The 22,777-nt window shown below is 62.6% G+C and carries 20 protein-coding genes; 13 read left to right on the top strand and 7 right to left on the bottom strand.

Going from position 1 to position 22,777, the window contains the following annotated elements; all coding sequences use genetic code 11:
* Window positions 1-8: 8 nt before the first annotated feature.
* A complete protein-coding gene (locus E8E68_RS02590) occupies window positions 9-2,396 on the bottom strand; it encodes a transporter substrate-binding domain-containing protein (RefSeq protein WP_280339541.1) in 2,388 nt (795 codons plus the stop codon).
* A 95-nt stretch (window positions 2,397-2,491) separates the two neighbouring features.
* Here E8E68_RS02590 and E8E68_RS02585 point away from each other — a divergent pair, with 95 nt between their 5' ends.
* A complete protein-coding gene (locus E8E68_RS02585; protein WP_266030707.1) occupies window positions 2,492-3,490 on the top strand; it encodes an alpha/beta hydrolase family protein in 999 nt (332 codons plus the stop codon).
* A 38-nt stretch (window positions 3,491-3,528) separates the two neighbouring features.
* On the opposite strand, the gene E8E68_RS02580 is transcribed toward E8E68_RS02585, so the two are convergent.
* From E8E68_RS02580 to E8E68_RS02570, 3 genes are read right to left on the bottom strand one after another with little or no spacing between them, the layout of a single operon-like run.
* Window positions 3,529-4,296, bottom strand: coding sequence for a TerB family tellurite resistance protein (locus E8E68_RS02580; RefSeq protein WP_266030705.1), 768 nt, complete (start codon window positions 4,294-4,296; stop codon window positions 3,529-3,531).
* Window position 4,297: 1 nt separating this feature from the next.
* Entirely contained in the window at window positions 4,298-4,969 is a 672-nt protein-coding gene (gene murU / locus E8E68_RS02575) for an N-acetylmuramate alpha-1-phosphate uridylyltransferase MurU (protein ID WP_280339538.1), read from the bottom strand.
* Window positions 4,966-5,985 (bottom strand): phosphotransferase, encoded by a 1,020-nt coding sequence (locus E8E68_RS02570; protein ID WP_266030704.1) that lies wholly within the window; start codon window positions 5,983-5,985, stop codon window positions 4,966-4,968. Before E8E68_RS02570 ends, murU begins: the two co-directional genes overlap by 4 nt.
* Before the next feature lie 130 nt (window positions 5,986-6,115).
* Here E8E68_RS02570 and E8E68_RS02565 point away from each other — a divergent pair, with 130 nt between their 5' ends.
* The 11 genes from E8E68_RS02565 to E8E68_RS02515 all read left to right on the top strand — a co-directional run bounded on the left by E8E68_RS02565 (window position 6,116) and on the right by E8E68_RS02515 (window position 20,108).
* Complete coding sequence (locus E8E68_RS02565) at window positions 6,116-8,950, top strand: LPS-assembly protein LptD (RefSeq protein ID WP_280339535.1); 2,835 nt, start codon at window positions 6,116-6,118, stop codon at window positions 8,948-8,950.
* The gene (gene surA / locus E8E68_RS02560) at window positions 8,925-10,250 is read left to right on the top strand and encodes a peptidylprolyl isomerase SurA (RefSeq protein WP_177410784.1); all 1,326 of its coding nucleotides are present in this window, start codon (window positions 8,925-8,927) and stop codon (window positions 10,248-10,250) included. The genes E8E68_RS02565 and surA overlap by 26 nt, the downstream gene beginning before the upstream one ends.
* Window positions 10,247-11,236 carry a 4-hydroxythreonine-4-phosphate dehydrogenase PdxA gene (gene pdxA / locus E8E68_RS02555; protein ID WP_280339532.1) on the top strand — a complete coding sequence of 330 codons (990 nt, stop codon included), beginning with the start codon at window positions 10,247-10,249 and terminating at the stop codon, window positions 11,234-11,236. The genes surA and pdxA overlap by 4 nt, the downstream gene beginning before the upstream one ends.
* Window positions 11,233-12,036 carry a 16S rRNA (adenine(1518)-N(6)/adenine(1519)-N(6))-dimethyltransferase RsmA gene (rsmA, locus tag E8E68_RS02550; protein ID WP_266030697.1) on the top strand — a complete coding sequence of 268 codons (804 nt, stop codon included), beginning with the start codon at window positions 11,233-11,235 and terminating at the stop codon, window positions 12,034-12,036. The genes pdxA and rsmA overlap by 4 nt, the downstream gene beginning before the upstream one ends.
* 143 nt (window positions 12,037-12,179) lie before the next feature.
* Entirely contained in the window at window positions 12,180-12,560 is a 381-nt protein-coding gene (apaG, locus tag E8E68_RS02545) for a Co2+/Mg2+ efflux protein ApaG (protein WP_110745848.1), read from the top strand.
* Window positions 12,560-13,426, top strand: a complete 867-nt coding sequence (locus E8E68_RS02540; protein WP_266030696.1) for a symmetrical bis(5'-nucleosyl)-tetraphosphatase — start codon at window positions 12,560-12,562, stop codon at window positions 13,424-13,426. Before apaG ends, E8E68_RS02540 begins: the two co-directional genes overlap by 1 nt.
* Before the next feature lie 14 nt (window positions 13,427-13,440).
* Window positions 13,441-13,770 carry a thiosulfate sulfurtransferase GlpE gene (gene glpE, locus E8E68_RS02535; RefSeq protein ID WP_110745850.1) on the top strand — a complete coding sequence of 110 codons (330 nt, stop codon included), beginning with the start codon at window positions 13,441-13,443 and terminating at the stop codon, window positions 13,768-13,770.
* Window positions 13,771-14,053: 283 nt separating this feature from the next.
* Window positions 14,054-15,976 (top strand): PrkA family serine protein kinase, encoded by a 1,923-nt coding sequence (locus tag E8E68_RS02530; RefSeq protein ID WP_110745851.1) that lies wholly within the window; start codon window positions 14,054-14,056, stop codon window positions 15,974-15,976.
* 130 nt (window positions 15,977-16,106) lie between these two features.
* Window positions 16,107-17,381, top strand: a complete 1,275-nt coding sequence (locus E8E68_RS02525; protein WP_266030689.1) for a YeaH/YhbH family protein — start codon at window positions 16,107-16,109, stop codon at window positions 17,379-17,381.
* Entirely contained in the window at window positions 17,378-18,946 is a 1,569-nt protein-coding gene (locus E8E68_RS02520) for a SpoVR family protein (RefSeq protein WP_110745853.1), read from the top strand. Before E8E68_RS02525 ends, E8E68_RS02520 begins: the two co-directional genes overlap by 4 nt.
* Before the next feature lie 55 nt (window positions 18,947-19,001).
* Window positions 19,002-20,108 carry a multifunctional CCA addition/repair protein gene (locus E8E68_RS02515; RefSeq protein WP_266030686.1) on the top strand — a complete coding sequence of 369 codons (1,107 nt, stop codon included), beginning with the start codon at window positions 19,002-19,004 and terminating at the stop codon, window positions 20,106-20,108.
* Between the two features lie 64 nt (window positions 20,109-20,172).
* Here E8E68_RS02515 and folK read toward each other — a convergent pair whose 3' ends face one another.
* Together folK and folB are read right to left on the bottom strand one after the other, a co-directional pair.
* Window positions 20,173-20,682 carry a 2-amino-4-hydroxy-6-hydroxymethyldihydropteridine diphosphokinase gene (folK, locus tag E8E68_RS02510; RefSeq protein WP_280339524.1) on the bottom strand — a complete coding sequence of 170 codons (510 nt, stop codon included), beginning with the start codon at window positions 20,680-20,682 and terminating at the stop codon, window positions 20,173-20,175.
* Window positions 20,673-21,029, bottom strand: a complete 357-nt coding sequence (gene folB, locus E8E68_RS02505) for a dihydroneopterin aldolase (RefSeq protein WP_004576188.1) — start codon at window positions 21,027-21,029, stop codon at window positions 20,673-20,675. The genes folK and folB overlap by 10 nt, the downstream gene beginning before the upstream one ends.
* 74 nt (window positions 21,030-21,103) lie before the next feature.
* On the opposite strand from folB, the gene plsY reads away from it, so the two are divergent.
* Window positions 21,104-21,673: a glycerol-3-phosphate 1-O-acyltransferase PlsY gene (gene plsY, locus E8E68_RS02500; RefSeq protein WP_266030684.1), complete on the top strand. Its 570-nt coding sequence runs from the start codon at window positions 21,104-21,106 to the stop codon at window positions 21,671-21,673.
* Between the two features lie 3 nt (window positions 21,674-21,676).
* On the opposite strand, the gene tsaD is transcribed toward plsY, so the two are convergent.
* Complete coding sequence (tsaD, locus tag E8E68_RS02495) at window positions 21,677-22,702, bottom strand: tRNA (adenosine(37)-N6)-threonylcarbamoyltransferase complex transferase subunit TsaD (RefSeq protein ID WP_110745858.1); 1,026 nt, start codon at window positions 22,700-22,702, stop codon at window positions 21,677-21,679.
* Window positions 22,703-22,777: the final 75 nt, after the last annotated feature.

Raw genomic sequence — 22,777 nt, 5'->3', positions numbered from 1 at the left:
TTGTTCTCCTACTCCAACGGAATGGCCACGCTCAGGCTGGTGCCTTCGCCCGGTTGACTGTCCAGAACCATGCTGCCGCCCAGCATCAGCACCCGCTCGCGTACCCCTACCAGGCCAAACGAGGTGGGCCTGGTCTGCTCACGGCAAAACCCCTGGCCGTCATCGCTGACGGTCATGCGCAACTGCCCGTTCTCACGCACCAGCTCAATCTCCACAGTATGGGCCTGGGCGTGACGCATCACGTTGGTCAGCGCTTCCTGGAGGATGCGGAACAACCCGGTGGCCTTGGCATCGCTCAATGCTGGCAGATTATCCGGTACTTGCACCAGACAAGGGATCTGCGTGCGCGCCTCAAACCGCCGTGCCTGCCACTCGATGGCCGAGGCAATGCCGGCATCGAGGATCGGCGGGCGCAAAGCGGTGGCCACGTCGCGTACCAGCTGGAACAACTGGGCGATCAGACGCTTCATGCTGGCCAGGCGCTCGTTCAGGCCCGGGTCCAACTCGGCGAAAGCCAGCTCGCACATCGACACCTCCAGCTTGAGCACGGTGAGCATCTGCCCCAGCTCATCATGCACTTCCCGGGCGATGCGGGCCTTCTCCTCCTCGCGCACGCTCTCCAGGTGGGCCGACAGCTCGCGTAGCTGCTCCTGGGATTTGGCCAACGCCAACTCGGCCCGCTTGCCCTGGGTGATATCCCACACCACACCGTCCCATACCACCTGGCCGTTACCCAGGTGCCGGGCACTGGCCTTGATGTCGGCCCAGCGCTGTTCACCTTCGCGGGTAAGGATGCGCCCCTGCCAGGACCAGTCCTGATCGCTGGCGAGCGCCAAGTCCTGCACCCGATGGTAATCGGCGCGGTCTTCGGGGTGCACGAGGTTGCGCAGGCCCATCTGCGGGTGCTGAATCTCGCTGGGTGCATAGCCCACCAAAGCCTCGCTGCCCTCGCTGATGTAGGGGAATTCCAGGTCGCCCTCGGCCGGGTCACGCTCCAGCCGAAACACCAGCCCTGGTACGTTGCCGGCGATGCCTTTGAGCCGCGCCTCGCTTTCGCGCAGGGCCGCCAGGGCACGGTGGCGCTCGGTGACATCGGCAAGGTAGACCACCAGGTACTCGGAATCACGAAAGCGCAGAAAACTCAGGGACAGCTCCACCGGCAGCAAGCTGTGGTCAGCCCGACGGCACTGCGTTTCGAACTGGCCGACACCACCCGCCCCAGCGCGCGCACCCTTCCACAGCTCCAGCCAGCGGTCCATGTTCAGGCTTGGCTCGAAGGCGCTCAGCGGCTGCTCCAGCAACTCGCCCTCGGCATAACCCAGCATGCGCTCGGCGGCGTGGTTGGCGTAGCGCACATGGCTGTCCCAGTTGACCCAGAGGATGCCCACCGTGCTTTGGTCGATGGCGAACTGGCTCAAGCGCAATGCCTCTTCGCGCACCTGGCGCTCCACCAGGCTCTCACGCGTGGTCAGCAGGCTGCGCTCCAGCTGACGTTGCTGCCTGCGTTGCCACACCAGGGTGGCCAAAGCACACAACAACAGCATGCCGAGCAGCAAGGCCAGGTTCTGCCAGAAACCAGGCGATTCACTCAGGCGCGGGTACTTCGGCTGCAGCCAACGCTGGTGCAGTTGCTCCAGTTCTTTGGCCGGCAGCGCCTGCAGGCCGCGTTCAAGCACATCGGCCAACAGCGGCCAATCGCGTCGCGAACCGATTCGCAGCAGCTGCGGCAGGCCGATATCACCAACCACTGCCAGCTCGCCGAACTCGCTCTCACGTGACAAGCGGCTGAGCTGCGCTTCATCCAGCACCGCGAAACTGGCTTGGCCGCCCACTACCAGTTGCAATGCCTCCCGCTCGTTGGGTACGCCCTGCAGGTTGAGGTTGCCGTAGTTACTGCGCAGGTAATCCGCCAGCTGGCTTGGCATGCGCACCGCCACGCGCTGCTCGGGCTCAAGCCGTTCCAGCTCCAAGGCCATGGCCCCGGTGCGCGGCCCTACCACCAATTGCGGTACGCGCATGTAGGGGTCGCTGAACAACCACAAGCGCAGGCTGGCCGGGGTCTGGGTAAGCCCCGGGGCAAAGTCGATTTCGCCGTTCTGCAGGGCATGCTCCAGGCTGGCCTGGTCGCTGAAGTTGCGCCAGGTAAGGTCCAGCTGTAGCACCTGCGCCAGGCTGCTGACCAGCTCCACATTGGCCCCGTAGAGTTGCTGCAGCCGCCGGTCAAATTGTGCATAGGGTGCCTGCAGCACCAGGCCGACCCGCAAACTGCGGTGCGTGTCCAGCCACTGCTGTTGGCCAGGCTCCAGCACAACGGCGGGCAGCGCCTCAGGCCTCGCAAATGCAATCAAGGGCAGCCACAAGCAGCCGATAACCAACAGGCGATGCACTCGCTTCATCTACACGCTCGTCTTGGCAAAGGCGGCCCTGCAGCATGGCCGTCACGGGCAAATACTATTAGGCTGCCGGTATCATTCTGGCCTTGGGTTGACTCATGTCCACACTTTATCGCACGACGCTGGCAATGTGCTGCCTGGCCTCGATCCTTCCACTCGGTGCCCTGGCCGCCGACGCCGAAAAACCACCTGCCGCCGCTGCCGCCCCCGCTGCCGAAGCGCCGCGCCCGCCGCTTCTGGAGCGTAGCCAAGAAGATGCCCAGGCCCTCGAGCGGCTGGTGCCCAAGGCCGAGCAGCAAACCCTGCAAGCGGGTGCCGACAGCTTCCTGGCCCTGTGGAAACCGGCCAACGACAGTGACCCGCAAGGGGCTGTGATCATCGTCCCCGGCGCCGGTGAAACGGCTGACTGGCCAAATGCCGTTGGCCCCCTACGGCAAAAATTCCCCGACATTGGCTGGCACAGCCTGAGCATAAGCCTGCCCGACCTGCTCGCCGACAGCCCGCAGGCACGGGTGGAGGCCAAGCCAGCCGCCGAGCCCGAAAAACCCCAAGGTGAAAGCGCACCGGCCAAGGACGTACCCGCCGACGCCAACGCCAACGTCGCCCAGGCCACTGCGGCCGATGCCGACACTGCGCAAAGCACCGATGCCGAGTTGGCCAGCGAACAGACCGACCCGGCCGATGCCGAACGCATTTTTGCCCGCCTGGATGCCGCCGTGGCGTTTGCCCAGCAGCACAATGCGCGCAGCATCGTGCTGATCGGCCATGGCAGCGGTGCATATTGGGCAGCCCGCTACCTGAGCGAGAAGCAACCGCCGCAGGTGCAGAAGCTGGTAATGGTGGCTGCGCAGACGCCGGCGCGGGTGGAGCATGACCTGGAAAGCCTGGCGCCGACTTTGACGGTGCCTACAGCCGATATCTACTACGTCACCCGCAGTAGCGATCGCAGCGCAGCCGAGTTGCGGCTGCAAGCCAGCAAGCGGCAGAAAGACAGCCAGTACCGCCAGTTGTCGCTGATGGCCATGCCTGGGAACAAGGCGGCCGAGCAAGAGCAATTGTTCCGCCGGGTGCGGGGGTGGATGAGCCCGCAGGGCTGAGCCGAGATCGCCGGGGCCGCTCTGCGGCTCCGGCTATTTCAAAGCCCCCGCCGCTTGCGGATCATGGCATAGGCCTGGTGCAACTCGCGGGTGCGCTCGGTTGCCTCACGTACCTGCGCCTCGCTGGCACCGGTACCTGCCAGCTTGTCCGGGTGATGCCGACTGACCAGCCGGCGATACGCCTGCTTGATCTTGTCGACATCGGTATCCGCCTCGACCGCCAGCAAGCGCAGCGCCGCCGCATAGGTCATGGCCACCCCTTCCGTTCCGGCAGCCTTGCGTGGTTCGTAGTCCAGCGACATGGCCTGCACTTGGCGCCGGCTGAGGCCCAGTTGCTGGCCCCAGTCCAGCAACAGTTCGCGCTCCTTGTTACCCATCTTGCCGTCGGCCCAGACCATGCGCCAGCAAGCCCGCAAGGTCCCTTCTGCCGCATGTGGCTGCTCGCGAATACGGCGCAGATGGCCGCCCAGGCGGTCTTTGCCCGCCTTGCCGCGGTTGAACGCATTGATGGCGCGCAAGCGGGCAGGCTCGGCCAAGTCCAGGCGCACCATTTCCTGGCGTGCCTGCCGAATATGCTGCTCGGCTACCCGGCCATCGCTCTTGGCCAGGCGCCCGAGCATCACGAACAGCAATTCGTCGTCAGCCAATGCCGGGCGCCCACTCAGCCGTTCGCGCATGTCCTCCCATCCTTGCAGGCGCAAATGGCGGTCAAAAGCCTGGCCGAGCACCACGCCGAGCAGGGCGCCGGGGATACTCGCCACGGCGAAGCCGGCGCCGGCGCCAATCAGTGTGCCTGCCCACCACATGTCAGGCGCGCTCGCCGATCAGGCGCTCGGCTTCGGCCAGGCGCTCGAGCGTACCAACGTCCACCCAGTGGCCGCGGTGGTGCTCACCCGTGACCTGCCCGGCCGCCATGGCCTGGCGCAGCAACGGGGCCAGCTTGAAGGCCCCGGCCTGGCAACCCTCGAACAGCGCCGGGTGCAGCACCGAGATGCCACTGAAAGTCAGCGTGCCCGGTGCGTCGTCGCCATCAACCACCTGCTCGCCCGCCAGGCGGAAGTCGCCACGGCCATGATGGCCTGGGTTATCGACCAGCACCAGGTGAGCCAGGCCCTGCCGGGGAACCAGCAGACGTGCGAAGTCGTAGTCGGTCCAGACATCGCCGTTCACCAACAGGAAGGGCGCATCACCCAGCAAAGGCAGCGCCTTGAAGATGCCGCCGCCGGTTTCCAGCGGCTCACCCTCAGGCGAGTAGCGGATGCCCAGGCCGAAACGGCTGCCATCTCCCAGGTGATCTTCGATTTGCTGGCCGAGCCAGGCATGGTTGATCACCACCTCGGTAACGCCCGCAGTCGCCAGTGCGCGCAGGTGGTATTCGATCAGCGGCTGGCCGGCGACCGGGACCAGCGGTTTCGGGGTATGCAGGGTCAGCGGGCGCATGCGCTCGCCTTTACCCGCTGCCAGGATCATTGCCTTCATGCACGCGCTCCGGCCTGCAACTCGGCAATCAGTTCACCCAGCTCCGCCAATTCGGGCCGGCGACCGATCACTTCTTCTATATAGGCGAAGAAACGCGGCACGTCGCCCAGGTAACGCGGCTTGCCGTCGCGGTGGCAGATGCGCGCGAAAATGCCGATCACCTTGAGGTGCCGCTGTACACCCATCAGGTCGCTGGCGCGCTGGAAGGCCTCGAAATCAGGCTGCACCGGGATGCCGGCAGCCAATGCTTTCTGCCAGTAATCACGCAGCCAGCCTTCGACCCGCGCCTGGGGCCAGCTGAGGAAGGCATCCTTGAACAGGCAGGTGATGTCGTAGGTGACCGGGCCGTACACAGCATCCTGGAAGTCCAGCACGCCAGGGTTCGGGCTGCTCTGCATCAGGTTGCGCGGCATGTAGTCGCGGTGCACCAGCACCTTGGGCTGCGCCAGGGCGCTGTCGATCAACTGCTGGCTGACGCGCTGCCAGGTGGCCTTCTGGCTATCGCTGAGGGCCAGGCCAAGCTCACGCCCCACGTACCATTCGGGGAACAGTTCAACTTCGCGGCGCAGCAGGGCGTCGTCGTAGCAGGGCAACTGCGCGTCCATCGGCAGACGTTGGAATTTCAGCAGCGCGTCGATGGCGTCGGCAAACAGGCTGTCGGCGTTGTCGGCATCGATGATGTCTAGGTATGTCTGGTGGCCCAGGTCGCCCAGCAGCAGGAACCCGCGCTCCAGGTCCTGAGCGTGAATCAGCGGCACATGCACGCCGGCGCTGGCCAGCAGGTGATCGATGGCGACGAACGGTCGGCAGTTCTCCTGGGGCGGCGGTGCATCCATCACCACGAAACTGTGGCCAGCGCCCTGCCAGCGGAAGTAACGACGGAAGCTGGCGTCGCTGCTGGCTGCGGTCAGGCTGCCTGCGGGCACTTCGCCCCAGGCGTTGTTCCGGAAAAGATCATTGAGCTGCTCAGCGAGCCAGACCGTCAGTTGTTGCAGGCGTACATCGTGTTCAGGCATTACAAGGGTCTCCGACGGCCCTAGCCGTCAAGCGGGTCATGCTTTATTATCCAGCATCTTTTTCAGACCATCGAGAGGCGTGCGGCCCCACACGCGGGCAGATGGCACGCAGGAAGCCCGGACTAATAAGATGGCATTGAAATCCCCCGCGTTTCGTAGAAAGTTTCCGTTGCTGGTAACCGGCGGTCTGCTGGCCCTGCAACCTTTGGCCACGTCATACGTGGTAGCAGCCGAACAGTTCGACTGCCAAGTGTCCGCCGCCGGTGGTTGGGACTGCAAGCCCAAGGCTCCAGTCAACAACCTGCCGCCGCGCCCGGTGCACGAGGGTGCTGCTGTCAGCTCCGGCACTGAAGCCGCGAGCGAAGGCGAAACCGCGGACCGGCCAATGCTGGTTACCGAGGCCAAAGGCCGTGCCCTGAAGTCGCGCAGCGAAGACTACAGCCACCTGGACTGGGTTCCGCGTGAAAAGCTCACCGCCGCACAGTTGGCCGAAACCGGCCCGTACTGCGGTGGCGCGTATATCGAGCCAACCCGCCCGGGCATGGCCGACACCACGCCAAAGGACGAGTCGCCGACCTACATCAACGCCAAGGTATCCAAGTACCAGCAGGAGCAGCAGATCGCGACGCTTGCCGGTGACGTGGTGATGCGCCAGGGCAGCATGCAGGCCGAGGCCGACGAGGCCAACCTCTACCAGACCGAGAACCGGGGCGAGCTCAAGGGCAACGTCAAGATCCGTGACAACGGCTCGCTGGTGGTCGGTGACGAGGCACAAATTCAGCTCGACACCGGCGAAGCTCAGGTCGACAACGCCGAATACGTGATGCACAAGTCGCACATCCGCGGCAGCGCCCTGTACGCCAAGCGTGGCGAAAACGCCATCATCCGCCTCAAGGACGGTACGTACACCACTTGCGAACCAGGCAGCAACGCCTGGCAGCTGAAGGGCAACAACATCACGCTGAACCCGGCCACCGGTTTCGGTACTGCGACCAACGTCACGCTGCGGGTCAAGGATTTCCCGGTGTTCTACACACCGTACATCTACTTCCCGATCGACGACCGTCGCCAGTCCGGCTTCCTGCCGCCATCGTTCAGCACCAGCAGCGACACCGGCTTCATGCTGGTCACGCCGTACTACTTCAACCTGGCGCCGAACTATGACGCCACGTTGTACCCTCGCTACATGGCCAAGCGCGGCCTGCTGATGGAAGGCGAGTTCCGCTACCTGACGCCTTCGAGCGAAGGCCAGTTCGGCGGCGCCTACCTGAACGACAAGAACGACGACCGCAAAGACCAGACTGATTACAAAGATCAGCGCTGGATGGTCAACTGGCAGCATAAGGGCGGGCTGAACGAGCGCCTGATGACCGAGGTGGACTACACCGACATCAGCGACCCGTTCTACTTCCAGGACCTGGAATCCGACCAGATCGGTGTTGAGAGCAAGGACCTGCTGAATCAGCAGGGTGCGCTTACATACCGTGGCGAGGGATACACCGCGCGCCTGAACGTGCATGCGTACGAGATGGCCACCATCTCGAAGATCACACCTTATGATCGCCTGCCGCAGATTACCCTGAACGGTAAGCTGCCGTTCGAGCCTGGCGGCTTGAACTTCGGATATGAAACCGAAGCCGTTCGTTTTGAGCGCGACCTGAAGAATGACCTGGTGTTCAACGAGGATGGCCAACCGGATACAACTGCCGGGGTTGTAGTCGATCCTGTAACCGGAGACGTGCTGGGCGGGCGCCGTCTGGACCAGAATATCTTCGGTAACGCCCGCTCCAACGGTACGCGTCTGAACGTCGCGCCTTCCATGAGTCTGCCTATGGAAGCGAGCTACGGCTACATCACGCCGAAGCTGAAGTATATGTACACCCACTATGATCTTGATCTGGATAGTAAGGGTAAGCAAGACCTTATCGATCATCCCGAACGGATCGATCTTTACGGTGACTTCAAGAGCAACCAGAACCGGGATATTCCGATTCTTAGTGTCGACAGTGGCCTGTATTTCGACCGTAACACCTCGTTGTTCGGTACCAACTACCGCCAAACCCTTGAGCCGCGGCTGTTCTACCTCTACGTACCATACAAAGATCAGACCGATATCCCGCTGTTCAGCACGGGCGAAACGGTGTTCAGCTACGACTCGCTGTTCCGCGATAACCGCTTCAGCGGCATCGACCGTATCGGCGACGAGAACAAACTTTCGCTGGGCGTGACAACCCGCTGGATCGAAGAGAATGGCTTCGAGCGACAGAACCTCAGCATCGGCCAGGCCTATTACTTCAAGGATCGCAAAGTCCAGCTGCCGGGTATCGACTACCGCACCCGCACCGACTCGCAGTCGAATGTGTCGCCGTACGCGCTGATGTACAACTACTACTTCAACCGCGACTGGCGCTTCAATTCGAACTACAACTGGGACCCGGACACCCGCAGCCCACGCTCGGGCGCCGCGATGTTCCACTACCAGCCTGAAGACAACCCGAACAAGGTGGTCAACCTCGGTTATCGCTACCGTAACGACACCATCGCCTACGACTCCACGACGGGTACCTGGAAAGTGGGCGGCGGCGACTATGGCACCCCGGGCAGTGCTAACTATGTGAAGGACTACTACAAGATCCAGCAGCATGACTTCTCGGTCATCTGGCCGATCGTTCCGCAGTGGAGCGTCATCGCTCGCTGGCAGCATGACTACAACCGTAACCGCACCCTGGAAGCCATGGGCGGTTTCGAGTATGACAACTGCTGCTGGAAGCTGCGCCTGATCAACCGTTACTGGATCGATTACGACGACTTCAGCCAAGCGCTGCCACAGAACGAACAAGGCGACCACGGTGTCTTCCTTCAGATCGTCCTGAAAGGCCTCGGTGGCGTAGTTGGCAACAAGGTCGAATCTTTCCTCGACCAAGGCATTCAAGGTTACCGTGAACGTGAAGACCAAGCTTATTGATCGACTGCGCCCGGCGTTGCTGGGCGTTGCAATGCTGAGTGGCGCGGTGCATGCCGCGGTACAACCCCTTGATCGCGTGGTGGCCATCGTCGACAACGACGTGGTCATGCAAAGCCAGCTGGACCAGCGCGTCCATGAGGTGCAGCAAACCATCGCCAAACGCGGCGGCGGCGTGCCGCCGACCAGCGCTCTGGAACAGCAGGTACTGGAACGCCTGATCGTCGAGAACCTGCAGTTGCAGATCGGCGAACGCTCCGGCATCCGCATCACTGACGAAGAGCTGAACCAGGCCATCGGCACCATTGCCCAGCGCAACGGCATGTCGCTGGACCAGTTCCGCGCCGCCCTGGCCCACGACGGGCTGTCGTTCGATGACGCCCGCGAGCAGGTCAAACGCGAGATGATCATCAGCCGCGTGCGCCAGCGCCGCGTCGCCGAACGCATCCAGGTTTCGGAGCAGGAAGTGAAAAACTTCCTCAACTCGGACATGGGCAAGATGCAGATGTCGGAAGAGTATCGCCTGGCCAACATCCTGATCCCGACCCCGGAGGCCGCCAACTCGGAGGCCATCCAGGCCGCTGCACGCCAGGTCGGCGATGTGTACCAGCAGCTCAAGCAAGGCGCGGACTTCGGCCAGATGGCCATTGCCCGTTCCGCCAGCGAAAACGCCCTGGAAGGCGGCGAAATGGGCTGGCGTAAAGCCGGCCAGCTGCCACCGGACTTCGCCAAGATGCTCAGCAGCATGCCGGTGGGTGAAATCACCCAGCCGATCCGCATCCCTAACGGCTTCATCATCCTCAAGCTCGAGGAGAAGCGTGGCGGCAGCGAGAACGTACTGCGTGACGAAGTGCACGTGCGCCACATCCTGATCAAGCCAAGCGAGATCCGCAGCGATGCGGCCACCGAGCAACTGGCCGAGCGCCTGTACGACCGCATCAAGAACGGCGAAGACTTCGGCGAACTGGCGAAGAGCTTCTCGGAAGACCCAGGTTCGGCACTCAACGGCGGCGACCTCAACTGGGTAGACCCGAACAGCCTGGTACCGGAGTTCCGCGAGCAGATGGCCAACGCCCAACAAGGCGTCGTGACCAAACCGTTCAAGACCCAGTACGGCTGGCATGTTCTGGAAGTGCTGGGGCGCCGCGCCACCGACAGCACCGAGCAGGCGCGCGAACAGCAGGCCCTGAGCGTACTGCGCAACCGCAAGTACGACGAAGAGCTGCAAACCTGGCTGCGCCAGATCCGCGACGAAGCCTACGTTGAAATCAAGCTGCCTGGCGCCGACCAGGCCGCCCAGTGAAGCCCCTGCGCTTTGCCGTCACCCCCGGCGAGCCGGCCGGCATAGGTCCCGACCTTTGCTTGCTGCTCGCCGCAGACGCCCAGCCCCACCCCCTGATTGCCATCACCAGCCGTGACCTGCTCGCCGAGCGGGCCACGCAGCTGGGGCTGGCCGTCGACCTGCTGCCGGTCGCGCCGGGCCATTGGCCCGAGCAGCCGGCGCCAGCAGGTAGCCTGTACGTCTGGGATACCCCCCTTGCAGCCCCGGTGACGGCAGGCCAGCTGGACAAGGCCAATGCCGCGTTCGTACTGGAAACCCTCACCCGCGCAGGCAAGGGCTGCCTGGACGGGCACTTCGCCGGGATGATCACCGCTCCGGTACACAAGGGCGTGATCAACGAAAGCGGTATCGCCTTTTCCGGGCATACCGAATTCCTGGCCGAACTGACCCACACCGCGCAAGTGGTGATGATGCTGGCTACCCGTGGCCTGCGCGTGGCCCTGGTGACCACGCACCTGCCACTGCGCGACATTGCCGACGCCATCACTGCCGAGCGCATCGAGCGCGTTACCCGTATCCTGCATGCCGACATGCGCGACAAGTTCGGCATTGCCAGCCCGCGTATCCTGGTGTGCGGCCTCAACCCGCACGCGGGTGAAGGCGGCCACCTGGGCCGCGAAGAAATCGACATCATCGAGCCGACACTGGCCCGCCTGCGCAGCGAAGGCATGGACCTGCGCGGGCCGTTGCCGGCCGATACCCTGTTTACCCCCAAATATCTGGAGCACTGCGACGCGGTGCTGGCGATGTACCACGACCAGGGCCTGCCCGTACTCAAGTACAAGGGCTTTGGCGCTGCGGTGAACGTGACCCTGGGCCTGCCGATCATCCGCACCTCGGTTGACCACGGCACCGCCCTGGACCTGGCCGGCAGCGGCAAGGTCGACACCGGCAGCCTGCGCGTCGCGCTGGAAACCGCCTACCAGATGGCCGAGAACCGACCATGAACGAGCAATACCAACACCGGGCGCGCAAGCGCTTCGGCCAGAACTTCCTGCACGACGCCGGCATCATCGACCGCATCCTGCGTGCCATCAACGCCAAGGCTGGCGAGCACCTGCTGGAAATCGGCCCGGGCCAGGGTGCCCTGACCGAGGGCCTGCTGGGCAGCGGCGCACAGCTGGATGTGGTGGAACTGGACAAAGACCTGGTGCCGATCCTGCAGCACAAGTTCGCCGATCGGGGCAACTTCCGCCTGCACCAGGGCGACGCCCTGAAGTTCGACTTCAACCAGCTGGGCGTGCCACCGCGCAGCCTCAAGGTAGTGGGCAACCTGCCCTACAACATTTCTACCCCGCTCATCTTCCACCTGCTCAGCCATGCCGGCTTGATCCGCGACATGCACTTCATGCTGCAGAAGGAAGTGGTCGAACGCATGGCTGCCGGCCCGGGTGGTGGTGACTGGGGGCGCCTGTCGATCATGGTGCAGTACCATTGCCGCGTGGAGCACCTGTTCAACGTTGGCCCGGGTGCCTTCAACCCGCCGCCGAAAGTGGACTCCGCGATCGTGCGCCTGGTACCCCATGAGGTGCTGCCGTTCCCGGCCAAGGACCACCTGCTACTGGAGCGCGTCGTTCGCGAGGCCTTCAACCAGCGTCGCAAGACATTGCGCAATACCCTCAAAGGCCTGCTCGACAGCGCGGCCATCGAGGCAGCCGGCGTGGACGGCAGCCTGCGCCCTGAACAGCTGGACCTCGCCGCTTTCGTGCGCCTGGCCGACCAGCTGGCTGATCAGCAACAATCCTGATCCAGCCTGTACCGACCTGTTAGCGGGCGTGCCCGCTAACAGGCCAGAACATACAACCCAACCCCCAAGTCCCCTCACCGCTGGCCCTCCCCCCTGCCAATGGCCTAGACTGCATTATTGCGTCAGTTCGCCAAGGCCCTTGCATGTCCGACCCCCGCTATCAAATCGACGTCAGCGTCGTGACCCGCTACCTCAAAGAACAATCCGACCCCGAAAACAGTCGTTTCGCGTTCGCCTACACCATCACCGTGCAGAACAACGGCTCGCTCAAGGCGAAGCTGCTGTCGCGCCACTGGCTGATCACCAACGGTGACGGCGAGGTCGAGGAAGTACGCGGTGCCGGCGTAGTCGGCCAGCAGCCCAACATCGACCCCGGCCAGAGCCACACCTACAGCAGCGGCGCAGTCATCAGCACCCGCGTGGGCACCATGCAGGGCAGCTACCAGATGTTCGCCGAAGACGGCAAACGCTTCGACGCCCAGATCGCCCCGTTCCGCCTGGCGGTACCAGGGGCCCTGCACTGATGGCCACCTATGCCGTCGGTGACCTGCAGGGCTGCCTGCAGCCGCTGAAGTGCCTGCTGGAACGCGTCAGCTTCAACCCAGCCGTCGACCGCCTATGGCTGGTCGGCGACCTGGTCAACCGCGGCCCCGAGTCACTGGAAACCCTGCGCTTCCTGTACTCGATCCGCCAGTCGCTGGTCTGCGTGCTGGGCAACCATGACCTGCACCTGCTGGCCGCCTGGCACAACGTCGAGCGCTTGAAGAAAAGCGATACCCTGCGCGAGATCATCGAAGCGCCAGATGCCGACCAGCTGTTCGACTGGCTACGCCAGCAAAAGCTGCTGCATTACGATGAAGCCAGGGGCATTGCCATGTCGCATGCCGGCATCCCGCCGCAGTGGACGCTGGGGCAGGCCCTGAAGCTGGCTGAGGAGGTGGAGCAGGTGCTGCGCGACGATGGTCGCCTGAAGCTCTATCTGGACGGCATGTATGGCAACGAGCCGAACAAGTGGAGCAAGAACCTCACCGGCATCGAGCGCCTGAGGGTCATCACCAACTATTTCACGCGAATGCGCTTCTGTACCGCCGAGGGCAAACTCGACCTCAAGAGCAAAGAAGGCATTGGCACTGCCCCTAAAGGCTACAAGCCCTGGTTTGCCCACAAGGACCGCCGCTCACGCCACGTGAAGATCATCTTCGGCCACTGGGCGGCCTTGGAAGGGCGTGTCCAGCAGCCTGACGTCATTGCCCTGGACACGGGCTGCGTATGGGGCGGCGCCATGACCCTGTACAACGTCGACAGTGGTGAATACCACCGCTGCGACTGCGCCGACGACGGCACCGTCCGCCCACCGGCACAACCCACTACACTGAACGATCAACCCTGAAGAGAGCCGTACCCATGAGCGAATTCAAGCGCATCCCTCCCGAACAGGCACTGGCCCTGCGCGCGCAAGGTGCGGTAGTCGTCGACATTCGCGACCCGCAGGCCTTCGCTGCCGGCCACATCACTGGCGCCCGCCACCTGGATAACCATTCGGTGGCCGACTTCATCCGCAACGCCGACCTCGATGCCCCGACCCTGGTGGTGTGCTACCACGGCAACTCCAGCCAGAGCGCCGCTGCCTACCTGGCAGGCCAAGGCTTCTCTGAGGTGTACAGCGTCGACGGCGGCTTTGAACTGTGGCGCGCCACCTACCCGGCCGAGACCGCCCAGGACAGCGCCGAATAATTTTTTCATTTTTACTGCAGCCCGCGCCCCGTGCGGGCTTGCGCCTTATCAGACGAACGGTCGTTCGTAACTTCTATGCTCCTCGCCCCTTGACCTTGCGGATAACCAACTACGCTTAAGCTCAGGCCATCCAAAAAAGGGGAGAGCCGGTACACCGGCGTGCGGGTCATCGGTAGCGTTACAGGGTGTTCTGGGGGGTATACAGCAACCGGCGAACCCGGTTGCATGCCAGCATCAGCTGACTGATCCGGCGTCGTCTCCACGTATCGAGCGAGGTGACGTCATGAGTATTTTTAGCCACTTCCAACAACGTTTCGAGTCTACGCGCCAGGAAGAACTCTCGCTGCAGGAGTACCTCGAGCTGTGCAAAGAGGATCGCAGTGCCTACGCATCGGCGGCCGAACGGCTGTTGCTGGCCATCGGTGAGCCAGAGCTGATCGACACCTCTACCAACTCCAGGCTGTCGCGCATCTTCTCCAACAAGGTGATTCGCCGCTATCCGGCCTTTGCCGACTTCCATGGCATGGAAGAGTGCATCGACCAGATCGTGTCGTACTTCCGCCACGCCGCCCAAGGCCTGGAAGAGAAGAAACAGATCCTCTACCTGCTGGGCCCGGTAGGCGGCGGCAAGTCGTCGCTGGCCGAAAAACTCAAGCAGCTGATGGAAAAGGTGCCGTTTTATGCGATCAAGGGCTCGCCGGTGTTCGAGTCGCCCTTGGGCTTGTTCAATGCCACCGAAGACGGGGCCATTCTCGAGGAAGAGTACGGCATCTCGCGGCGCTACCTGAACACCATCATGTCGCCCTGGGCCACCAAGCGCCTGCAGGAGTTTGGCGGCGATATCAGCAAATTCAGGGTGGTGAAGCTGTACCCTTCCATCCTCAACCAGATCGCCATCGCCAAAACCGAGCCGGGTGACGAAAACAACCAGGACATCTCGGCGCTGGTCGGCAAGGTGGATATCCGCAAACTCGAGGAATTCCCACAGAACGACGCCGATGCCTACAGCTACTCGGGCGCACTGTGCCGGGCCAACCAGGGCCTGATGGAGTTCGTCGAAATGTTCAAGGCGCCGATCAAGGTCCTGCACCCCCTGCTCACCGCTACCCAGGAAGGTAACTACAACAGCACCGAGGGCCTGGGGGCCATTCCCTATACCGGTATCCTGCTGGCGCACTCCAACGAATCGGAGTGGCACACCTTCCGCAACAACAAGAACAACGAGGCGTTCATCGACCGGATCTACATCGTCAAGGTACCGTACTGCCTGCGCGTCAGCGACGAGATCAAGATCTACGACAAACTGCTGATCAACAGCTCGCTGGCCAAGGCCCACTGCGCGCCGGATACCTTGAAGATGCTGGCTCAGTTCACCGTGCTCTCACGCCTGAAAGAGCCGGAAAACTCCAACATTTACTCGAAAATGCGCGTGTATGACGGGGAGAACCTCAAGGACACCGATCCGAAGGCCAAATCGATCCAGGAGTACCGCGACTCCGCAGGTGTGGACGAAGGCATGAATGGTCTGTCGACCCGCTTCGCCTTCAAGATCCTGTCAAAAGTCTTCAACTTCGACCCGCATGAAGTGGCGGCCAACCCGGTACACCTGCTGTATGTGCTGGAACAGCAGATCGAACAGGAACAGTTCCCGGCCGAGGTCCGCGAGCGCTACCTGCGCTATCTGAAGGAATACCTGGCTCCGCGCTACATCGAGTTCATCGGCAAGGAAATCCAGACTGCCTACCTGGAGTCCTACAGCGAATACGGCCAGAACATCTTCGACCGCTACGTGCTCTACGCCGACTTCTGGATCCAGGACCAGGAATACCGCGACCCGGAAACCGGCGAAATCCTCAACCGCATCGCTCTCAACGAGGAGCTGGAGAAGATCGAGAAACCGGCCGGCATCAGCAACCCGAAAGACTTCCGCAACGAGATCGTCAACTTCGTACTGCGCGCACGCGCCAACAACAACGGCAAGAACCCAAGCTGGCTGAGCTATGAAAAGCTGCGGGTGGTGATCGAGAAGAAAATGTTCTCCAACACCGAAGACCTGCTGCCGGTCATCAGTTTCAACGCCAAGGCCAGCAAAGAGGACCAGAAGAAACACAACGACTTCGTCACCCGGATGGTGGAGCGTGGTTACACCGACAAACAGGTGCGCCTGCTGTCGGAATGGTACCTGCGGGTCAGGAAATCGCAATAAAGCGACAAGCCATACACCGTGCGCCCAGGGCTGCTAGACCAGCCCTGGGCGGCGGCAGCTGCTTTGCTGGCTTTACATGCAGCAGCTCGTAGCTTGAAGCGTGCAGCTGTTCCCAGCTACCGGAGGGACCATGAGCTACGTTATCGACCGACGCCTGAACGGCAAGAACAAGAGCACGGTCAACCGCCAGCGCTTTCTGCGGCGGTACCGTGAACACATCAAGAAGGCCGTCGAAGAGGCGGTCAGCCGCCGTTCCATCATGGACATGGAACACGGCGAGCAGATCAGCATTCCCGGCCGCGATATCGACGAACCGGTGCTGCACCACGGTCGCGGGGGCAAGCAGACCATCGTGCACCCAGGCAACAAAGAGTTCACCGCCGGTGAGCACATCCCGCGGCCGCAAGGCGGTGCTGGTGGCGGTGGCGGCCGTGGCAAGGCCGGCAATTCCGGCGAGGGCATGGATGAATTCGTCTTCCAGATCACCCAGGAAGAGTTTCTTGAATTCATGTTCGAAGACCTCGAACTGCCCAATCTGGTCAAGCGTCACCTGACCGGTGCCGACACCTTCAAGACCGTACGCGCCGGTATCGCCAACGAAGGCAACCCGTCGCGCATCAACATCGTGCGTACCCTGCGCTCGGCCCACGCCCGGCGCATCGCCCTGACCGGCAGCAGCCGCGCCCTGCTGCGCGAGGCGCAGAAGGAACTCGCCCGGCTGAAGGTCGAAGAACCGGATAACTTCACCGACATCCAGGAAGTCGAACAGGAAATTGAACGCCTGAAGGCGCGCATCAACCGCCTGCCCTTCCTCGACACCTTCGACCTCAAGTACAACCTGCTGGTCAAGCAGCCCAACCCCAGTTCGAAGGCAGTGATGTTCTGCCTGATGGACGTGTCCGGCTCGATGACCCAGGCCACCAAGGACATCGCCAAGCGCTTCTTCATCCTGCTGTACCTGTTCCTCAAGCGAAATTACGATCGCATCGAGGTGGTGTTCATTCGCCACCACACCAGTGCCCGTGAGGTCGACGAGGAGGAGTTCTTCTACTCGCGGGAGACCGGCGGCACCATCGTCTCCAGCGCGCTCAAGCTGATGCAGGAGATCATGGCGGAGCGCTACCCGGCCAGCGACTGGAATATCTACGCCGCACAGGCCTCCGACGGCGATAACTGGAACGACGACTCGCCGATCTGCCGCGAGATCCTGTCCAAGCAGATCATGCCGCATGTGCAGTACTACACTTACGTTGAGATCACCCCCCGTGAGCACCAAGCGCTGTGGTATGAGTACGAGCGCATCGGCGAAGCATTCCCCGATACGTTTGCCCAACAGCAGCTGGTATCGGCCGGCGACATCTACCCGGTCTTCCGTGAACTCTTCCAGCGCAGGTTAGCCACATGACCGCCAGAGCACAGAGACGCCAACCCATTTCCACCGGGTCCGAGTGGACGTTCGAACTGATCCAGACCTACGACCGGGAAATCAGCCGCCTGGCCGAACGTTACGCCCTGGACACCTATCCCAACCAGATCGAGGTGATCACGGCCGAGCAGATGATGGATGCCTACGCCTCGGTCGGCATGCCGCTGGGCTACCACCACTGGTCCTATGGCAAGCAGTTTCTCAGCACGGAAAAGTCTTATAGCCGTGGCCAAATGGGCCTGGCCTACGAGATCGTGATCAACTCCGACCCGTGCATCGCCTACCTGATGGAAGAAAACACCATGTGCATGCAGGCACTGGTGATCGCCCACGCCTGTTACGGGCATAACAGCTTCTTCAAAGGCAACTACCTGTTCCGAACCTGGACCGATGCCAGCTCGATCATCGATTACCTGGTGTTCGCCAAGCAGTACATCGCCCAGTGCGAAGAGCGTCACGGCATCGATGCAGTGGAAGACTTGATCGACTCCTGCCACGCGCTGATGAACTACGGTGTCGACCGCTACAAGCGGCCTTATCCGATTTCCGCCGAAGAGGAGCGGCGCCGGCAACAGGAGCGCGAAGAGCACCTTCAGCGGCAGATCAACGACCTGTGGCGAACCATTCCGAAAAGCGCGGAAAAAGGTAACGACCGCGATGAGGGGCGCTTCCCCGCCGAACCGCAGGAAAACATCCTGTACTTCATCGAAAAGAATGCCCCGCTGCTCGAACCTTGGCAGCGCGAGGTGGTGCGCATCGTGCGCAAGATCGCCCAGTACTTCTACCCGCAACGCCAGACCCAGGTGATGAACGAAGGCTGGGCAACGTTCTGGCACTACACCCTGATGAACGACCTGTACGACGAGGGGCTGATCACTGAAGGCTTCATGATGGAGTTCTTGCAGTCGCACACCAGCGTGGTGTTCCAGCCTGGCTTCGACAGTCCCTACTACAGCGGCATCAATCCTTATGCGCTGGGCTTTGCGATGTACACCGACATCCGCCGTATGTGCGAAAACCCCACCGAGGAAGATCGCCACTGGTTCCCCGAGATTGCCGGCAGTGATTGGCTTTCTACCATCAAATTCGCCATGAGCAGCTTCAAGGACGAAAGCTTCATCCTGCAGTACTTGTCGCCCAAGGTGATGCGCGACCTCAAGCTGTTCAGCATCCTCGATGATGACCAGCGTGACGATTTGCTGGTGCCCGCCATTCATGACGAGGCCGGCTACCGGGTGATTCGCGAACAACTGGCAGCGCAGTACAACCTTGGCAACCGTGAACCGAACGTGCAGATCTGGAGCGTCGACCGCCGCGGCGACCGCTCGCTGACCCTGCGCCACCAGCAGCACAATCGCAAACCGCTGGGCGACTCGACCGAGGAGGTGCTCAAGCACCTGCACCGCCTGTGGGGCTTCGATATTCACCTGGAGACCGTGCAAGGCGAGCAGGTAATGAAGACCCACCACATGCCACCACGCGGCGAACACGGCGAAAGTGCCGATTACGGCCGCATGGACCTTGCCGTTATCCACCACCTGTAGCGCAACACCATGACTGCCGACGGGTTATCCTGTCGGCAGTTATGGAGAGTTGCACATGCACATCTACAAAGTTGGCGGCGCCGTGCGCGACCGCCTGCTCGGCCGCCCGGTCAGCGATATCGACTGGCTGGTGGTCGGCGCCAGTGTCGAAGAAATGCTCGCCAAGGGCTATCGCCCGGTCGGTGCCGATTTCCCCGTGTTCCTGCACCCGAAAACCGGTGAGGAGTACGCCCTTGCCCGTACCGAACGCAAGAGCGGGCGTGGTTATGGTGGGTTCACCTTTCACGCCAGCCCCGACGTGACCCTCGAAGAAGACCTGATCCGCCGCGACCTCACCATCAATGCCATGGCCGAGGATGAAGCCGGCACGGTGTATGACCCGCACAACGGAAAGCAAGATCTGGATCAACGCCTGTTACGCCATGTTTCCCCGGCGTTCGCTGAAGATCCGCTACGCGTTCTGCGCGTTGCCCGCTTTGCTGCCCGATACGCCCCGCTGGGTTTCCAGGTTGCCGACCAGACGCTGGAGCTGATGCGCCAGATCAGCGCCTCGGGCGAGTTGCAGGCACTGACCGCCGAGCGCAGCTGGAAGGAAATCGAGCGGGCGCTGATGGAAGCGCAGCCACAGGTGTTCTTCCAGGTGCTGCGCGATTGCGACGCCCTGCCGGCCCTGCTGCCTGAGCTTGCTGACGATGCCCAGGCCTTGGCGGCCCTGGAGCAGGCTGCGGCACATGAACAGCCCCTGCACGTGCGCTGGGCCTGCCTGCTACGGGGGCTGGCACCTGCATCGATCAAAGCCGTCAACCAGCGCCTGAAGGCACCGCGGGAATGTCAGGAACTGGCCTTGCTGACAGGGGAATGCCTGGCGCAAGCCAATCAGGCGCGGGAACTGCCTGCCACGGCACTGCTGGAGCTTTTGCAGAAGTTCGATGTTTACCGACGGCCGCAGCGGTTCGAGGATTTTGTGGTCGTTTGCGAGATGGCAGCGCTGGGCGATGGCGAGCAGGGTTATCCACAGGGCGATTACCTGCGGGGCGCAGCCGTGGCGGCGCGCGCGGTGGATGTGAAGCCGTTGGTGCAGGCCGGGCTGACGGGCCAGGCACTGGGGGAAGCGCTCAAAGCTGAGCGGCTGAAAGCGCTTGAGGCTTACAAATTCAGTTGACCAGCGCGGTATCTGTGGTGGCGGCCTTGAGGCGCGCCCACAGATACCGTGCCGCGCCAGACCGTCAGGCAGGCGTCAGCTGCAACCCGCGCCACTCGAAGGCGACCGGGGCCAGTACCTGGTCAATCTGCGCCTCTTGCCACAACTGGGCCATGGTTTTGCCCGCACCCGGATGCATCAGCTGAGGGGCCAGCAACGACAGCGGCCACAGCACGAAAGCGTTCTTCAGTATCTCGGCCCGGGGCAACACCAGCCCATCGAACGTGCCATGCAGGTCGTCATACATCAGCACGTCGATATCCAGCGGCAAGCCTCTGCGGTCCGGCGCATAACGGCCATTATCGGCCTCGATGAACTTCAGCCGACGGTCCAGCTCCATCAACGGCAACGCGGTTTTTCCGGTGACCACGAAATTGATGAATGGGCCGCTCTTGATCCCTACCGCCTGGCTTTCGAACGCCGGCGAACAGCGCATGTCGGTAAGGATGCCGGCCAGCGCGTCGAGCCCGGCACACAAATGCGCCTCACGGTCGATATTGCTACCCAGGCCCAGGTAAACCGTGCTCAGAGACATCCGCGCTCGATCTCCACGCCTACACCACCACGGGCTGCCGGTACCGCGCCTGGCTTGGTCAGTTTCAAGCGCACCCAAGGGATGTGGAACTCGTCCATCAAGGTGGCCACCAGGCGCTCGGCAAAGGTTTCTACCAACTCGAAACGGGCCTGCTCGGCAAACGCCTGGATGCGCGCCGAAACGCTGGCGTAGTCAAGCGCCAAGTTCAGGTCATCACCAGCGGCCGCCGGGCGGTTGTCCCAGGCAAAGCTCAGGTCCAGGCGCAAGCACTGGCGAATATCCCGCTCCCAGTCATAGGCACCAATGACGGTATCGACTTCCAGGCCTTCGATGAACACTCTGTCCAAGCACTTCTCTCCACAGCACGACAAGGGCGACTGGCGCCGTTAGAATCAGGGCGTCCTCGCCCGGAATAGTTAGCATGTTTTGGTTACTGGCGTTGCTCGCCTACCTGCTCGGCTCGCTGTCCTTCGCCATTGTCCTCAGCCGCCTTTCGGGCAGCCCGGACCCGCGTTCCAGCGGCTCAGGCAATGCCGGCGCCACCAACATGCTACGCCTGGCAGGCCGTAAAATGGCGATCCTGACCCTGCTTGGCGACCTGTGCAAGGGCCTGGTGCCAGTATTGCTTGCCCGCCTTGCCGGGCTGGACCTGCAGGCACAGGCCTGGGTGGGCGTGTGCGCGGTGCTGGGCCACCTGTTCCCGCTGTATTTCTGCTTCCGCGGCGGCAAGGGCGTGGCAACCGCCGCCGGCATGCTCATGGGCCTGTACTTCCCGGCTGCACTGCTGGCCATCGGCGCCTGGCTGCTGACCTTCTACCTTACCCGCACCAGCTCGCTGGCGGCGCTTATCGCCACGCCGTTGACCCTGCCATTGCTGGCCTGGCGCGAGCCAGAGGCGCTGCTGCCGATCAGCGTGCTGACGGTGATGATTGTCTGGCGCCACCGCAACAACCTGCGCGACCTGTTTGCCGGGCGCGAGCGCCACTTCTGATCTTTACAGCGGCGGCAACTGCTCCATCGGCCAACGCGCCTGCACGCTGATCGCCAGGTCCTGCTGCTGCCCGGCCAGCAGTCGCTGGCAACCGGCGTAGGCGATCATCGCGCCATTGTCTGTGCAGAACTGCGGACGCGCGTAATAGACGTTGCCTTTCATGCCGGCAAGCATATCTTCCAGCGAAGCACGCAGTGCCTTGTTGGCGCTTACGCCACCCGCGATGACCAGGCGCTTGAGGCCGGTCTGCTTGAGGGCACGCTTGCACTTGATGGTCAAAGTCTCCACCACCGCCTGCTGGAATGCCAGGGACACGTCGCAACGGGTTTGCTCACCGTCGTCGCCAGCATCCTTGCATTGCTGCCAGGTGTTCAGGGCGAACGTCTTGAGGCCGCTGAAGCTGAACTCCAGGCCCGGACGATCGGTCATCGGCCGCGGGAACACGAAGCGGCCAGGCACGCCCTGCTCTGCCAGGCGCGCGATTTCCGGGCCGCCTGGGTAGTTGAGTCCGATCAGCTTGGCAGTCTTGTCGAATGCCTCGCCAGCGGCGTCATCCAGGCTCTCGCCCAACAGCTCGTACTGGCCGATACCATCGACCCGGACCAGCTGGGTGTGACCGCCAGAAACCAACAAAGCGACGAACGGAAACGCCGGTGGGTTTTCTTCGAGCATGGGCGCCAGCAGGTGGCCTTCCATGTGGTGCACGCCAATGGCCGGAATGTCCCAGGCAAAAGCCAGCGCCTGGGCGCAGGAGGCGCCGACCAGCAAGGCCCCGACCAGGCCGGGGCCCGCGGTGTAGGCGATGGCGTCGATTTCGGTGGCGACACAGCCCGCCTCGTCCAGCACCTGGCGGATGAGTGGCAGCATGCGCTTGACGTGGTCACGCGAGGCAAGCTCGGGCACTACCCCGCCAAAGACGCGGTGCAGGTCGATCTGGCTGAACAGTGCGTCGGCCAACAAACCGCGCTCACTGTCGTATAATGCGACGCCAGTTTCGTCGCAGGATGTTTCCAATCCCAGTACTAGCATGGGTTCGTCCCTTGTGGGGGCTGAGTTCGAAGCCGCGCATGATAGTCCCCGTGTCGGATGCCGACCAGCGGTTTT

The sequence above is a fragment of the Pseudomonas sp. BN607 genome (assembly GCF_029871175.1).
In the GTDB taxonomy this organism is placed as follows: domain Bacteria; phylum Pseudomonadota; class Gammaproteobacteria; order Pseudomonadales; family Pseudomonadaceae; genus Aquipseudomonas.
The sequence above is the reverse complement of the archived record's forward strand: the minus strand, read 5'-3'. Positions and strand labels throughout refer to the sequence as shown.